Raw genomic sequence first — 15,272 nt, forward strand, 5'->3', positions numbered from 1 at the left:
ACAAACCAGCAAGCGGGGAACAGCATGACTGAGCTTTATCGCGGCATGGACCAGACGGCGCTGCGGGCCGCCTACGACAACGTGGCGGCGGTCGCGGACGTGGCCGAGCGCATGCTCGGCTTTCAGCAGCGCAGCGCGCAGTTGTACGCCGGCGTGCCGAATCGCCGCGACATCGCCTATGGTCCGCTCGAACGTCAGCGCTACGACTGGCTGCCGTGCGGCCAGCCGGATGCGCCGACGTTCGTGTTCATTCACGGCGGCTACTGGCAGGCGCGCAGCAAGGAAGATTTCGCCTTCGTCGCGAGCGGGCCGCTCGGCTGCGGCTTCAATGTCGTGCTCGCGGAATACACGCTGGCGCCCCAAGCCACGATGACGCAGATCGTCGGCGAAATCGACGCCTTGCTGGCGGCGCTTGCCGCCGACCGCGACGGGCTCGGCACGCGCACGCCGCTGTGTCTCGCGGGACATTCGGCGGGCGGCCAGCTGAGCGCGCTGTATCGCGCGCACGAGCAGGTGGTGCACGCCATGCCGGTGAGTGCGCTGGTGGACCTCGAACCGATCGCGCTATCGTGGCTCAACGAGAAGCTGCAACTCAGTGCAGCCGAGATCGAAGCCTATAGTCCGATGCGGCATATCGGCCGTGGCGTGCCGATGACGGTGACAGTCGGCACGGCCGAATTGCCGGAGCTGGTCCGGCATTCGCGCGACTATGCGGCGGCGTGCCGCGAGGCGGGCGAGCCGGTCGAGTTCGTGCCGCTCGCCGGCTGCAATCACTTCACGATTCTCGACGACCTCGCGCGGCCCGACGGCATACAGATGCAGGCGCTGGTGCAAGCCATGCGGCCGCGCGGGTAGGCTCAGTCGTTAGTCGCGCCTGGAACGCTCACTCGTACCAGCGCGGCGTATAGACCCATTCGGTCCGGCCGCCGTCGGGCGAAAAACTGCGCGTCGTTGACGAACCCACGATTACCATCGTGCGCATGTCCACGTCGGACGAGCGCAGTTCGCCCAGCGTGACCGTGCGCAGCGTGGCGCCGGGCCGGCCGATGTCGCGCCCGAGCACGACCTTCGTGGCGGGCGTGCGGAACGCGCGCACGATCTCCAGCGCGCGATCGAGTTGCCAGGGCCGCGCGCGCGAAATCGGGTTGTAGAAGGCCATCACCAGATCGGCCGCGGCCGCATGTTCGAGCCGCTTTTCGATGATCGTCCACGGCTTCAGATTGTCGGAGAGCGACAGCATGCAGAAGTCGTGTCCGAGCGGCGCGCCGGCTTGCGCGGCGGTCGCCATGGCGGCCGACACGCCGGGCAGAATCGCGAGTTCGACGGTGTGCCAGTGCGGGTGATCGGCGCCGCTTTCGTCGAGCGCTTCGAGCACGGCGGCGGCCATCGCGAACACCCCAGGATCGCCCGACGACACCATTACCACCGAGCGTCCCGCGCTCGCCAGTTCGAAGGCATGGCGCGCACGCTGCATTTCCTCGCGATTGTCGGTGCCGTGCACGCGCTGATCGGCGCGCAGCGGGCCGGCCATTTTCACGTAGGTGTCGTAGCCGAGAATATCGGTGGCCTGGTCGAGCGCGGCGCGGGCGTCCGGCACCATCAATCCGGCGCTACCGGGACCGAGACCGATCACGGTCAGCCGGCCGCGCCCCTGGCCGATCGTCGCGGCGTCGATGGCGAGCGGCGCGAGTGCCAGCGCGACACCGGTGTGGGCGTCGTCGTGCAGCGTCTGGTAGGGAATGCGCAGCGCGGCATGCAGCAGATTGCTCGGCGGTTCGCCGTCTTCGGGACGGGTTTGCGCGAAGCGCAGCGGGACGCCGAGCGTCGCGGCGGCGTCGGCCAGCGCGGGTTCCGGCATGCAGTCGGCCGGTGCGAGCAGCGCGGCGAGCGAGAGCGCGGCAAGGCCGTGCGCGTCGAGTGCCGCGTGTACCCGGTCGACGAGTTGCGCGCCTGCCGACGGTTCGTTGCCGGCACGCGCCATGGAGAGCGCCGCCACCACGCTGCGTGGATGGATCACGAGTTCGTCTTCGCGACCGCTCCATGCGCGCGGCGTGACGCGAATCGCGAGACGCGCCGACGCCGAGCGCGGCAACTGTGCCTCGTCGAGCCAGGGCGCTTCGCCTTCGATACGCGTGCTTTCGCCCGCCAGCAGATCGGAGACGAAACGCTTGCCTTGCGTGATATCCGCGAGTGCGTAGCCGTCCGGCGGATTGAGCACGCAGGTGCCGAAGCGTAACTCGCCGCTGGTCGTGATCGCCGGACTCACGGCCAGCGCGGCGGCGATTTCGCGCGCCATCACGTTGACGCCCGCGAGACCGCCGAGCAGCGGCACGACCGCGCTGCCGTCTTCCGCGACCGCGAGCACCGGCGGCTCCGCGCCTTTGTTCGACAGCGACGGCGCGAGGCAACGGATCACGATGCCCGCTGCGCACAACGCCACCACCGGCACGCCGCGCCCGTACAACTCGCGCAGATGCGCGCCGAGTTCGTGATACGGCACGTCGGCCTCGACGCGCCCCTGCAGTGCGTGCACCTGAGCGCCGGGATAGCGGCTCTGGATGCGCCGCGCCGTGTCGAGCGCGCCCGCGCCGAGAATCACGATGGCGGGCGGCGTCAGCCTTGCCATTTTTCCCCCGGCACCACGAGCAGCGAAAAATACGGCGACGCCATCGGATCGACTTCCGCGAGCGGCACGATGCGCTGGTTGCCCATGGTCGCGCGCTCCACGTAAAGCGCGCGTCCGGCGAGACCGAGTTCGCCGAGCACGCGCCGCACCTTGTCGAAATTGCGGCCGAGTTTCATGATGACGGCGGCATCCGCGTCGGCGAGACGACGGCGCAATTCGTCTTCGGGCAACACGCCCGACAGCACCGAGAGACTCTGGTTGCGATACACGAGCGGGGCGCCGAGCACCGCCGCGCCGCCGAGCATCGAACACACGCCGGGCACGACCTCGGCTTCGAAGCGCGCGGCGAGCCGGTCGTGCAGATACATATACGAGCCGTAGAAAAACGGATCGCCTTCGCAGATCACCGCGACGTCGCGGCCTGCGTCCAGATGGCCGGCCACGATTTGCGCGGCGGTGTCGTAAAAGTCCGCGATGATCGCCTCATAAGACAAAGGCGGTTCGAGCGCTTCGGTGGTCACCGGATAGACCAGCGGCAAATGCTGCTGCGCGTCGTGCAGATGCGCCTCGATGATGCTGAACGCGTTGCCTTTCTTGCCCTTTGCCACGAAGTACGCGACCACGGGCGCGGCCTTCAGCAGACGCAGCGCCTTGAGCGTGATGAGTTCCGGGTCGCCGGGACCGACACCGAGTCCGAACAGACGTCCTTGCACCGTCATTTACTCGACCTCCGTGGCGAGCGCGTTGACCGCGGCAGCCGCCATCGCGCTGCCGCCGCGTCGTCCGTTGACCACCACGAACGGCACGCCGCGGCTGTCGGCGGCGAGCATCGCTTTCGATTCCGCCGCGCCGACGAAGCCGACCGGAAAGCCGAGAATCAGCGCGGGCCTGGGCGCGCCGGCGTCGAGCATGTCGAGCAGATGGAACAGCGCGGTCGGCGCGTTGCCGATCACCACGACGCTGCCGGCGAGATGCGGGCGCCACAATTCGAGCGCCGCGGCCGAGCGGGTGTTGCCGAGTTCGCGCGCGAGCGCGGGCACGTCGGCATCGGTCAGTGTGCAGATCACCGGGTTATCGGCGGGCAGCCGCGCGCGCGTGATGCCCTGCGCGACCATGCCAGCGTCGCAGAGAATCGGCGCGCCTTGCGCGAGCGCGGCGCGGCCCGCTGCGCCCGCGCCCGGCGAGAACTGCAGGTCGTCGATCACGTCGACCATGCCGCACGCGTGAATCACGCGCACCGCGAGTTTTTCGAGGTCGGCGGGAATGCGCGCGAGGTCGGCCTCCGCGCGGATCGTCGCGAAGGATTGGCGATAGATCTCCTGACCGTCGCGAATGTAATCAAGCATCTAAAGGGCTCCGGGCCAGTTGTTCGAGCATGGCGGCAGCCTGTTCGATCGTGAGTTGCCGCGCGACGGATGCGCCGAAATCTGGCGAAGCGTCGCCCGGCGAGGTGTCGCCCAGCGAGGCTTCGCCCGGCGATGTGTCGCGGCGATAAAGGTCATACATGCCGGGTGAGACGGCCAGCAGTGTGTAAGGCGCGCAAGCCGCCGCCGCACACGAACGCGAGCAGCCGCTCAGGTGGACTTCGACGCCGTCGGGCAGCCGTGCTGCCACGCGCAGCGCGTCGGCCTTGGTGTCGGCGTGGCTTTTGACGCAGCCGGCCGAGCCTGCGCAGGCGATCACGCGCGCGAGCGGATCGCCGGCATCGCAAGCGAGACCGAGTGCTTGCAACGCGTCGAGCACGGCGCCTGTCGACTCACGCGCGACGTCGGTCAGCAGCACGCTTTGCCACGGCGTCATGTGCAGCGTGCCGTCGCCGTGACGATGCGCCAGCGCGGCGAGGCCACGCAAGGCGGCGGCGTCGAGGCGTCCGAGCGGCGGCTGACCGCCGACGTGCCACCTTTGACGCATGTGCCACCTGTGCAATTCGCCGGCCGCGCGCTGTGGATGCGCGCCCAGACGAAGCGTGGCGTCAACTGGCGTGGCGCGTTGCCAGGTGGCGAGCGCGGGGTCGTGTGTCAAAGGAAAATCGAGGTAACGCTGGGCGTGTTGTAAAAGCGCGTCCGGCGCATGGGTCGCCAGCAGGTGACGCATGCGCGTTGCGTCAACCGGTGCGAGATCGAGAAACATGTGCAGCAACGCGCGAACGACAGCCACGACTTGCGTCGGCAGGACGGCAACGAGCGCGGCGCTGCGCGGATTCATGACGGCGGCGACGACGTTGCAATCCGGCGCGCAGTCTTGCCCGAGCCGACCGGTAGCTTTCACGGGCGTCCCGTCGCGCGAGTCAGGATCGCGCCGCGTAGCCGGCGGCGGACCACCCGCGAGACCGAACACGAAGCGCACGCCGTCTTCGCCTGGCGTGGCCGCGATCCAGATATCGTGTGGATGATCGAGCCTCGCGAGCGCTTCGCCGCCGTCGAGCAGCAACGCGAATTTCGGCGACAGCGCCGCGAAGCGCGCATCGCCTTGCAGCAAGGCGAGCAGGTCGGCGCACAGGTCGCGCGTGTCGAACAGGCAAGCCGGATCGCGTCCGGCGAGCGGACTGAGCATGACGTTGCGCACGTCGTCGGCGGCTGCGGTGAAGCCGGACAGCGGGCCAAGCTGCGCATCCAGCAACATGTCGATCAACGCGCTTTCGTGTCCTTCGCGCACCCCGCGTATCTGCAGGTTGGCGCGGTTCGTCACTTCCACGACACCGGCTGCGTGCTGCTCACTGGCAGCGGCGACCGCTTCGGCCTGCGCGGCGCTCAGCACGCCGCCGGCCAGCTTGATCCGGCAGATGCCGCCGTCGCGCGCCGACACGATGCGCAGCAGCCCCGGGCATGCCGAGGGCCGCGGCGCGAGCGCAGCGTCGGATCGGGTAGTGGAGGGCGCAGCTGGATTCAAGACGGACACCGGGTTGAGCGTCGCGCGACGGCCCGAGCCGCCCGCAAGGCGGGCATGGCTGCGGCATCGGTACACCCCGCCCGATGTAGGCTGGCACGAACAGTCTGGCCGGCAGGTCTCCTGGCTCGCAGGTCGTGGTCCGCCGCTGCCTTCCCGGTCATCGCGATTCGACATCGCGATGCAACCAGTGGCGCGGAGCGCAGGCGGACTCGCTGCATACAGTTGCGGGGGCAGCCACAGTGACGCTGTGTTCCCTCTTCGGCCCCGAAGGGCACCGGCGGCTGTATTATGCCTTTTTTCGAACAGCACAACGAGCTTGGACGCTTTGACCAGCGCGGCACAGCGCTTTATTTAGAGATACTTTGACGTTACGGAACGAGGATGGATGCATGCCGGCGTGGCTGACAGTGGTGGGCATAGGCGACGACGGCTTTGCCGGTTTGGGAAGGCCCGCGCGGCGTGCTTTGCTGGAGGCGTCGGTGGTGTATGGCGGCGAGCGGCATCTGGAGATGCTGCCGGCGCGGCTCGCTGCGCGACGCGCGGCATGGCCGCGTCCGTTCGATCTCGCGCCCTTGCTGGCCGAGAGAGCGGGACCGGTGTGCGTGCTGGCGAGCGGCGATCCGATGCTGTTCGGCGTGGGCGCGACGCTCGCGCGGCAATTGCCGGCGGGCGAGTTGCGCGTATTGCCGGCGCCGTCGTCGGTGTCGCTGGCGGCGGCGCGGCTCGGCTGGCCGTTACAGGACGTCGCCACGGTGTCGCTGGTGGGCCGTCCGTTGCCCACGCTCAACGCGTATCTGCACGACGGCGCGCGCATTTTCGTGCTGAGCGCGGACGGCCGCACGCCCGCGGCGCTCGCCGAATGGCTGAACGCGCGCGGCTTCGGCGCGACGCGCATGATCGTGCTGGAACATCTGGGCGGTGATTCGGAGCGCCGCGTCGACGGCCGCGCCGATCAATGGTCGGCCGGCGAAACGGCCGCGCTGAACCTGATCGCGCTCGAATGCCGTCACACGGCGGGCGCGCCGCGTCTGCCGCTCACCGCCGGCTTGCCCGACGACGCCTTTCGTCACGACGGCCAGCTGACCAAGCGCGACGTGCGCGCCATCACGCTCGCGCGCCTCGCGCCGACGCCGGGCGAGCTGCTGTGGGACGTGGGCGCGGGCAGCGGCTCGATCGGCATCGAATGGATGCGCGCGCATCCCACCTGCCGCGCCATCGCAGTCGAAGCCAACTCGGAGCGGCAGCGTTTCATCGAACACAATCGCGACGCGCTGGGCGTGCCGGGTCTGCAACTCGTGGCCGGCCGCGCGCCCGACGCTCTGGACGGCCTGCCCGTGCCGGACGCGGTGTTCATCGGCGGCGGCGCGACCGCGCCCGGCGTGCTCGACACCTGCTGGGCCAGCTTGCGCGAAGGCGGCCGGCTGGTCGCCAATGCCGTCACCTTGCAGGGCGAGTCGGCGCTGGCCGCGTGGCGCGAGCGGCATGGCGGCACGCTCACACGTATAGCGCTGGCCGAAGCGCAGCCGCTCGGCGGCTTCGATACCTGGCGTCAGGCCTTGCCGATCACGCTGCTGGACGTCACCAAACCGGCCGCCGCGCCGAACGCCGATTCTTCCCCGCAACCGTAATGCGCGACGAAACGCCCGAACAGCCCGCGCCGCTCCGCAGCGGCTACACGACCGGCAGTTGCGCCACTGCGACCTCGCTCGCGGCGGCGCGTCTGCTGCTCGCGGGCGTGGTCAGCGACGTGGCGGAAATCGTGTTGCCGAAGGGGCAACTCGTGCCGATGCCGCTGGTGTTCTGCCGACGCACCGACGATGGCGCGGAAGCCGGCACCGTGAAAGACGCCGGCGACGATCCCGACGTCACGCATGGCGCCGTCGTGTTCGCGCGCGTGCGTTTGCTGCCGCAACCGGGCGTGGTGTTTCGCGCGGGACCGGGTGTCGGCACGGTGACGCGCGCGGGCTTGACCTTGCCGGTCGGCGAGCCGGCCATCAACCCCGTGCCGCGCCGGATGATGACCGAACATCTCGCCGAACTCGCAACGGAGCACGGCTACGCGGGCGGCTTCGAAGTCACGGTCGGCGTGGAGGGCGGCGAAGCGCTGGCGCTGAAAACCATGAACCCGCGGCTGGGCATACTCGGCGGCCTGTCGATACTGGGCACCACCGGCATCGTGCGGCCGTTTTCGTGTTCGGCGTATATCGCGTCGATTCACCAGGGCATCGACGTCGCGCGCGCCAACGGTTACACGCATCTCGCGGCCTGCACCGGCAACGCCAGCGAAGATGCGATGCGCGCGCACTACGGTCTGCCCGATATCGCGCTGATCGAGATGGGCGACTTCGTCGGCGCGGTGCTCAAGCACATGAAGCGCGCGCCGGTCGAGCGCCTGAGCGTGTGCGGCGGCTTCGGCAAGCTGAGCAAGCTCGCTGCCGGCCATCTCGATCTGCACAGCCGTCATTCGAGCATCGACCTCGACAGCCTGGCGTCGTGGGCTGCACAGGAAGGCGCCGACGCCGACCTGCAGCAGGCCATTCGCGGGTCGAACACGAGCCAGCAAGCCGTGGCGTTGGCACACGCGCGCAACGTGCCGCTCGCCGATATCGTCTGCGCTCACGCGCTTGCCGTGGCGCGCGACATCGTGCCGCCGCAGGTCGAGATCGAGATGTTTGCGATCGACCGCGCCGGCACGCTGATCGGACGGGCGCGATGATGCGTCAGGCACGACGCGCGCTGCTGCTGGGCGGCACCGGCGACGCGCTGAAGATCGCGCGCCAGCTTGGGCCCGGGCACGTGTACAGTCTCGCCGGGCTGGGCAAGGTGCCGGACGATCTGCGTTGCACGGTGCGCGTCGGCGGTTTCGGCGGCAGCGATGGCATGGCGCGCTATATCGAAGCGGAGCGCATCGGTCTCGTGATCGACGCCACGCATCCGTATGCCGCGCAGATCAGCGCGAACGCGGTGCACGCGAGCCGCGCGGCGCGCGTGCCGTGCTGGGCGCTGCGTCGCGAAGGATGGCAGCCGCAGGCCGCCGACGACTGGCGCATGGTCGGCGATTGGGCCGAACTCAGCGGCGCGCTTGCGCCTTTCGCGAAGCCGCTTTTCACGCTCGGCCGTGAACCGCTCGCGCATCTGGACGAGATTCCGCCGCATCAGTTCTGGACCGTGCGCTGTCTCGATCATGAAGAAGGCAACTCACGCGCACGCATTCTCGCGGCGCGCGGGCCGTTCACGCTGGAAGGCGAGCGCGCGCTGTTCCGCGCAGAAGCCTTCGACGTCGTGGTGAGCAAGAACAGCGGCGGCAGCGCCACCGAGGCGAAACTCGAGGTCGCGCGCGAACTGGGCTTGCCGGTGGTGATGTTGCGCCGTCCCGTGCTGCCGGACGTGGACCGCGAATTCGCACAGGTGTCCGAAGTTTTGCAGGCGCTCGGCGAGTTTTCTCAAGCATGAAGCGAAGCTGAAAAGCGATCGAAACGAATCACGGAGTCAGGCAATGACGGTGTTTTTTATCGGCGCGGGTCCCGGCGACCCGGAGCTGATTACGGTGAAGGGACAGCGTCTCGTGCGCACTTGCCCGGTGATCCTGTACGCGGGTTCGCTGGTGCCCGCTGCGGTGCTTGAAGGACACAACGCGCAGCAGGTCGTCAACACGGCCGATCTCGACCTCGATCAGATCGTTGCTTTGCTCGGCGACGCGCATCGCAAAGGTCAGGACGTCGCGCGCGTGCATTCCGGCGACCCGTCGCTTTACGGCGCGATCGGCGAACAGATCCGCCGTTTGCGCGAGCTGGGCATTCCCTATGAGATCGTGCCGGGCGTGACCGCAACCGCCGCCTGCGCCGCGGCGCTCGGCTGCGAACTCACGTTGCCCGAGATTTCGCAGACGCTGATACTCACGCGATTCGCGAGCAAGACGACCATGCCCGAAGGCGAGCAACTCGCCGACCTCGCACGTCATCGCGCGACCATGGCGATTCACCTCGGCGTGCGGCACCTGGCGCGTATCGTCGACGAATTGCGGCCGCATTATGGCGGCGCGTGTCCGGTCGCCGTGATCTATCGCGCCAGCTGGCCGGACGAGGAGAAGATCACCGGCACGCTCGACGATATCGTGGCGCGCGTGCAGCCGAGCAACATCGAACGCACGGCGTTGATTCTGGTTGGCCGCGTGCTGGCCGCCGAAGGTTTCGCCGATTCGACGCTGTACGCGAAAGACCTCTGATCTTCGCAGTCACAGCGACGGTGACACCGGCGCCTCGCGGCGTCGGCCGTGCAGAAGCCGCCTGTTCAAGGAAGGCCGGCCGCTACAGGACCGGCACGGCGTTCTGCTCGGCGTACAGCTTCGGGCCGAGCTTTTTCATCAGGTCAGCCTGGACATGCGCGTCGCTGATCAGCGCGCGTATCGGGGCGAGGGTTTCCGCGTCGACATCCTTCGTATGCGAAAGTATCAGTGCCACCGAGCGGTCGAGCTGCCGGTTGTCGTCCAGATAGCGGAGCAGGGCTTGACGGAACGGTTCGCGCGGCGAGCCGGCGGGCAGTTTCGTGTTCTCCACCGCGGCATGCAGCGCGTCCCACTGCGGCACCGCCTCGACGATCAACCGGTTGGACAACGCATCTCGCTCAAGCTGCGAGCGCAGCCGCATATGGCTGAATTCGAGCTGATCGGCCCGTGCTGTGCGTTGCGCCGCGCTCACATCCGCGAGCACTCTGCTGAACGCGATTTCCTCGCGCTTTTCCGCGCTGAAGTGCAGCAGCGGATAGCTGAGAGCGGCAAGCGTCACACACGCGGCAACCCATGACACGATCGCGCTCCTGCGCGAATGCTGCGCGCGCGCCTGCATATCGAGCGGTCTCGCCAGCAGCACGCCGATCAGCATGCCGCCGAGCAATCCGCCGACATGCGCGGCGTTGTCGATGACCTGTCCCGTGGCGGCATGCTGATGCAGGCCGCCATACAGGTTGAAAAGGATGAAGGCCCACATGGCGGTGCGATTGCGCGCGGCGATCGACGGCGGCAATTCGCGGCCGAACCGCAGCACGAACACCAGCAGACCGCCTGCTACACCGAAGATTGCTCCGGACGCGCCCGCGCTGTTGAGCGCCGGATGCGCGAGCAGGCTGCCGATACTTCCGGTCAGGCCGGCGAATACATAGAGCGCGAGAAAACGCAGATTGCCGTACAGACGCTCCGTAGTGCGGCCCAGCGCGTACAGCACGATCATGTTGGAGAACAGATGCATCAGGCCGAAATGCACGAACGCGGCAGTGAGAAGACGCCACGGTTCGCCGTCGAGCGTGAAGCCGGCGAGATTGCTGCCCCATGCGAGCGCGCTCAGCGTGTTGACGCGCAGCAGGCCGGCGCCCGTCACGGCCATGGCGAGGAACACCAGAACGTTAAGCGAGATCAGCGTATGCGTGACCCAGGTGCTCGGCGTGACGGCGGCGAGCCGGTCCTTGAAGGTGTTCAGCGCGACACGCGCGGCCGCGAACTCGGGTGTCATGCGCACGGGCATCAACTCGACGATGCCGCGCATGTCTTCGATACTGCGCAGGCTCAGCACGACGCGTTCGACCTCGCCGTGTTCCGTATGCACATCGAATGAAAGCGTCTGGTCGGCCACGGCGATGTCGAAAATCTGGTCGCCGGGAATGCTGCGTTGCGCGCCGTTGTCCGAGCGGCGCAGGATCATGTCATGATCGGAAAACGACAGCTCGCCTTTTATGCCCCAGGCATAGCGACTGGCGGAGAACAGGCCTGGCTTCCTGGCGGGTTTGATCGAGTAGCGCAGCGCGAAGTGGGGCGCGCGTTGCCGGTCCACGAACGGGGACGCTCCTGCAGCGTGGCCCGGCGCTGCCAGGATGGGTTGCATACGATCCATATGATCGCCTTCTCTCTATTTTTTCTTGGGATGACGCATCGGGGGCGTCGCGACATTCTGATTCGCCTGGCCGCCAAATTCAAGCGCTTATCGGTCGAAGCGTTGAATGCTGAGCGCAGACGGTCTTGCGAGCCGGGGTCGGCGCCACGATGCTGACGGTGAAAGTCACGAAGCGGCCGATCGGCGAAATTGGCAAGCTCTGCACCGTTTTCCGGCCGCGAGGCCGCTATCCTAGTGCGATGATGAAGCCCAGCACCGAACGTGATTACCGTCGACGGATCGCTCGCGTGATCGAGGCGATCCTGATCGAGCCCGGCGCGCCGCATACGCTCGACAGCCTGGCGGAAGTGGCGCATCTGTCGCCGTATCACTTTCACCGCATCTACCGTGCACTGGCCGGCGAAAGCGTGGTGGAGACCGTGCAAAGCCTGCGTCTCGCGCAAGCCGCGCAGCGTCTGACCGACGCGGCGGCGTCCGTCACCACGGTTGCGCACGACGCCGGCTACAACAGTCCGCAAGCCTTCGCGCGCGCGTTTCGCGGTTTTACCGGCGTGACGCCGAGCGAGTTCAGGGCGCGTCAGAAGCATCTGGCCGCGCCGCTGGACGACACGCAACCGGCTGGCGGGCCGACCTCACCCGAAGCGCCAGATCATGTGTTGCCGCGCGTCGAACTCACCGAGGTCGCGCCGCTCGACGTGCTGTGTTTGCGCCACGAAGGACCGGTCGCCACGATCGGCCAAAGTTTTCGCGATCTGATCCATCTGCTGCGCGATACGCCGCTTGCCGACGACGGTCAGCGTATCGGCATCTGCGTACGCGATCCGCAGGCGCGCGAGCGGTTTCGCTATATCGCGGGTGTTGCGGCAACGGGTGCTGCGGCCAGTCCGGATGGAACACTGCCCACGGGTGTCGAGTCGTTGCGGCTCGAAGGCGGCCTGTATGCGGCGCACCGGCTGGTCGGCCCGTATGCGTTGATCGCCCCCACGTTTCGCGCGCTGTATCAGGGCTGGCTCCCGCACAGCGGCTTCATCCGCGACAGCCGTCCCGCGCTCGAGCTGTACCGCAATCATTGCGTTGCGGGCGTGCCGCACGAGTGCGTGACGGATCTGCTGATTCCTATCCGCGAGGAATGACCATGCTTCGTGATTGCTGGAGGGCCGCCGCGTGTGTGGCGGCGCTGTGTGCGTCGGCGTGTCTGCCGGTGCCGGCGGTTTCTGCTGCGTCCGCTGCTTCTGCCGAATCGGCTTCCGCCGACGCGGCGCGCTGGCACGTCGGCGAGACCGCGCGCGTGTTTCATCCGGCTGCCGTGCGTCACTGGCGCGGTGCGAAGACCGAAGCGCTCGTCACGCAGGTCTGGTATCCCGTCGATGCCGATGTGCCGCAGGCGCCGCATGACATCGGCGCGCCGGGTCGGCCGCTGTTTCATGGACATCCCGCTGCCGTCGATGCGCCGGTGTCCGCCGCGCAGGCGCGTTATCCGCTGCTGGTGCTTTCGCATGGCACGGGCGGCAGCGCGGACAGTCTCGACTGGCTGGCGGCCTCGCTCGCGGCCGACGGCTACATCGTGGCCGGCACGAATCATCCGGGCAACAATGCGTTGGAGCCGCTGACGCAGGACGGCTTCATGCTCTGGTGGGAACGTGCCACGGACGCCAGCGAAGTGATCGACGGCATACTCGCCGACCCGCAACTCGGGCCGCATGTCGATCCGCAGAGAATCGGCGGACTGGGTTTTTCGCTGGGCGGCTATACCGTGCTCGAACTGGCCGGCGCGCGCACCGACGCGGCCTCGCTCGAACGCTTCTGCGCGTCGCCGGCGGCGGACGCGATCTGTCATCCGCCGGAGAAAGCCCGTCTGACCGGCGACCAGGCGCGCACGCCGACGCTCGCTACGTTATCGCCGCAAACCAGGGCGTCTCGCGCCCGGGCCGGGGCGTCGTATCGCGATCCGCGTGTGAAAGCCGTGTTCGCCATTGCGCCCGCGCTCGGCGAAGCCTTCGATACCGATTCGTTCGCGCAGGTGACGATTCCCGTCACCTTGCTGGCCGGCACGGCGGACGTGACGGCGCCGGTGAACACCAACATCCGGCGGATCGCCGCGTTGCTGCCCGGCGCCGATGTCGTTTATCTGCCGGGCGCGGCGCACTACACGTTTCTCGACCCCTGCTTCCCGCGAGCGTTCCACCATCTCGCCACGATCTGCAAGGACGATCCCGGCGTGGACCGCGAGGCGATCCAGGCGCAGACGGCGAAACTGGCGCGCGATTTCTTCGGCGCGACGCTGCATTGAAGCGCGTTACTGTGACACGCCGAGCGCCGCCCGCGCGCGCTCAATCTTCCAGCGGCGACAACGCTTCGAGCGGCATCGTCCTGTCCTGACCGATGCTGATCGGCGGCACGAAGCACAACAGCACCACCACGAAAATCGCAATCGCGAACAGCGACACGAAAGTGAGATGCAGCGACTGATGCAGCACGAAGCGGATCGCATCGCTGTTGCCCAGCGCCGCGGCCTGATTCTGCAATAGCGATTTCAGCTGATCGGACGTCACGACGGCCACGCCCTTCGAATGACTCAGCCCGAAGTTGAGCACGGCACCGAACAGCGTCGCGCCGAGCGTGCTGCCGAGATTGCGCGAAAAGAGATTCGACGCCGTCGCGCTGCCGCGTTCGTCCATATGCACGATTTCCTGGATCAGCATGAGCGAACTCACGCTCGACGTGCCCATGCCGAAGCCCATGATGAGCGACGAGAAGCCCGCGATCAGCGGCGAGCCGCCGGGTGCGAGAAACAGCAGCAGCACCGCGCCGAGCGGCACGAACGCGCTGCCGCCGATCAGCATGCGCCGCAAGCCGATGCGGTGAAACGACTTGGCGGCGAGCGTCGCGCCGGTGGGCCAGCCGACCATCATCATGGTGAGTGCGAGTCCCGCCACCACCGGAGAGCGATGCAGCACGCCCTGCACGTACATGGGCAGGAACGTGGTGGCGCCCATCAGGATCATGCCGGCGAGCAGTGTCGCGCCGTTGCACGCGGCGATCGGACGGCGGCTCCACAGCGCGAAGGAAATCATCGGCTCGGCGGCGCGGCGCTCCTGCAGGACGAACAGCACGAGACACACGAGGAAGGCGCCGCCGGCCGCACTCGCGCGGGCGATGTCGTCGTCGCCGGCGAAGGTGAGGGCGGTCATGAGCGCGGCGATCGCGGCCATGAAGAGCGCGGCGCCGGCGAAGTCGATCGACGGACGGGCGTGGCGTTCCGATTCGCGCAGGAACGCGATGAAGCCGGCCGCCGACGCGAGACCGATCGGCACGTTCATCCAGAAGATCCAGGCCCACGACATGTTGTGAATGATGAAGCCGCCGACCATCGGTCCGAGCACCGCCGAAATCGCCCACACGCTCGCCAGATAACCCTGCACCTTGCCGCGTTCGCGCGCGGGATAGAGGTCCGCCACGATGGTGAGCGTGACCGGCTGGATCGCGCCCGCGCCCACACCCTGGATCAGACGGAACGCGATCATCGCGGGCATCGACCAGGCGAAGCCGGCCAGTATCGAGCCGACCAGAAAGATCGCGATGCCGGCAAGCACGATCGGCTTGCGGCCGTACAGATCGGCGAGCTTGCCGAATACCACCGTCATCGCGGTCTGCGTGAGCAGGAACGACGAAAACACCCAGCTATACAGATGCAGATCGCCGAGTTGCGCGACGATCTGCGGCATGGCGGTGGAAACGATGGTGGCTTCGATGGCGACCATCGCCATCGAAGCCATGACGGCGGCGATGACGAGATGACGCGACGATTGCGGATTGCGTGACATGGGGAACAATAGGATTAGGATGTTGTTGTGTCATGTGCGCCGGGCGGTGCA

Annotated in this window: 13 protein-coding genes and 1 riboswitch; of the genes, 7 read left to right on the forward strand and 6 right to left on the reverse strand. The window is 67.7% G+C overall.

Features of this window, described 5'->3' with window-relative positions:
- Positions 1–24 precede the first annotated feature (24 nt).
- Positions 25–855 (forward strand): alpha/beta hydrolase, encoded by an 831-nt coding sequence (locus P3T18_RS16225; protein WP_429300928.1) that lies wholly within the window; start codon positions 25–27, stop codon positions 853–855.
- A gap of 28 nt (positions 856–883) precedes the next feature.
- Here the strand turns inward: P3T18_RS16225 and cobJ are convergent, their stop codons facing one another.
- The 4 genes from cobJ to P3T18_RS16245 are packed head-to-tail and all read right to left on the reverse strand — an operon-like array spanning position 884 to position 5,515.
- Positions 884–2,626 (reverse strand): precorrin-3B C(17)-methyltransferase, encoded by a 1,743-nt coding sequence (gene cobJ / locus P3T18_RS16230; protein WP_429300929.1) that lies wholly within the window; start codon positions 2,624–2,626, stop codon positions 884–886.
- Positions 2,614–3,345: a precorrin-2 C(20)-methyltransferase gene (locus tag P3T18_RS16235; protein ID WP_429300930.1), complete on the reverse strand. Its 732-nt coding sequence runs from the start codon at positions 3,343–3,345 to the stop codon at positions 2,614–2,616. Before P3T18_RS16235 ends, cobJ begins: the two co-directional genes overlap by 13 nt.
- Entirely contained in the window at positions 3,346–3,972 is a 627-nt protein-coding gene (locus P3T18_RS16240) for a precorrin-8X methylmutase (protein ID WP_429300931.1), read from the reverse strand. It lies immediately after the preceding gene.
- Entirely contained in the window at positions 3,965–5,515 is a 1,551-nt protein-coding gene (locus P3T18_RS16245; RefSeq protein WP_429300932.1) for a precorrin-3B synthase, read from the reverse strand. The genes P3T18_RS16240 and P3T18_RS16245 overlap by 8 nt, the downstream gene beginning before the upstream one ends.
- A gap of 93 nt (positions 5,516–5,608) precedes the next feature.
- A riboswitch (cobalamin riboswitch) is annotated at positions 5,609–5,809 on the reverse strand.
- 95 nt (positions 5,810–5,904) lie between these two features.
- Here P3T18_RS16245 and cbiE point away from each other — a divergent pair.
- Genes cbiE through cobM form a run of 4 tightly spaced genes read left to right on the forward strand, consistent with a single transcriptional unit; the run spans position 5,905 to position 9,740 of the window.
- Positions 5,905–7,143, forward strand: a complete 1,239-nt coding sequence (cbiE, locus tag P3T18_RS16250; protein WP_429300933.1) for a precorrin-6y C5,15-methyltransferase (decarboxylating) subunit CbiE — start codon at positions 5,905–5,907, stop codon at positions 7,141–7,143.
- Positions 7,143–8,231 carry a cobalt-precorrin-5B (C(1))-methyltransferase gene (locus P3T18_RS16255; protein ID WP_429300934.1) on the forward strand — a complete coding sequence of 363 codons (1,089 nt, stop codon included), beginning with the start codon at positions 7,143–7,145 and terminating at the stop codon, positions 8,229–8,231. The genes cbiE and P3T18_RS16255 overlap by 1 nt, the downstream gene beginning before the upstream one ends.
- Positions 8,228–8,968: a cobalt-precorrin-6A reductase gene (locus P3T18_RS16260; RefSeq protein ID WP_429300935.1), complete on the forward strand. Its 741-nt coding sequence runs from the start codon at positions 8,228–8,230 to the stop codon at positions 8,966–8,968. The genes P3T18_RS16255 and P3T18_RS16260 overlap by 4 nt, the downstream gene beginning before the upstream one ends.
- Before the next feature lie 43 nt (positions 8,969–9,011).
- A complete protein-coding gene (gene cobM, locus P3T18_RS16265) occupies positions 9,012–9,740 on the forward strand; it encodes a precorrin-4 C(11)-methyltransferase (protein WP_429300936.1) in 729 nt (242 codons plus the stop codon).
- Between the two features lie 82 nt (positions 9,741–9,822).
- On the opposite strand, the gene P3T18_RS16270 is transcribed toward cobM, so the two are convergent.
- A complete protein-coding gene (locus P3T18_RS16270; RefSeq protein ID WP_429300937.1) occupies positions 9,823–11,337 on the reverse strand; it encodes a rhomboid family intramembrane serine protease in 1,515 nt (504 codons plus the stop codon).
- A 299-nt stretch (positions 11,338–11,636) separates the two neighbouring features.
- Here P3T18_RS16270 and P3T18_RS16275 point away from each other — a divergent pair, with 299 nt between their 5' ends.
- Both P3T18_RS16275 and P3T18_RS16280 read left to right on the forward strand, forming a co-directional pair.
- Entirely contained in the window at positions 11,637–12,530 is an 894-nt protein-coding gene (locus tag P3T18_RS16275) for an AraC family transcriptional regulator (RefSeq protein WP_429301115.1), read from the forward strand.
- A 2-nt stretch (positions 12,531–12,532) separates the two neighbouring features.
- Positions 12,533–13,687 (forward strand): alpha/beta hydrolase family protein, encoded by a 1,155-nt coding sequence (locus tag P3T18_RS16280; protein WP_429300938.1) that lies wholly within the window; start codon positions 12,533–12,535, stop codon positions 13,685–13,687.
- Between the two features lie 40 nt (positions 13,688–13,727).
- Here the strand turns inward: P3T18_RS16280 and P3T18_RS16285 are convergent, their stop codons facing one another.
- Positions 13,728–15,221, reverse strand: coding sequence for an MDR family MFS transporter (locus P3T18_RS16285; protein WP_429300939.1), 1,494 nt, complete (start codon positions 15,219–15,221; stop codon positions 13,728–13,730).
- Positions 15,222–15,272: the final 51 nt, after the last annotated feature.

Source organism: Paraburkholderia sp. GAS199, assembly GCF_050436585.1.
Classification (GTDB): Bacteria; Pseudomonadota; Gammaproteobacteria; order Burkholderiales; family Burkholderiaceae; genus Paraburkholderia.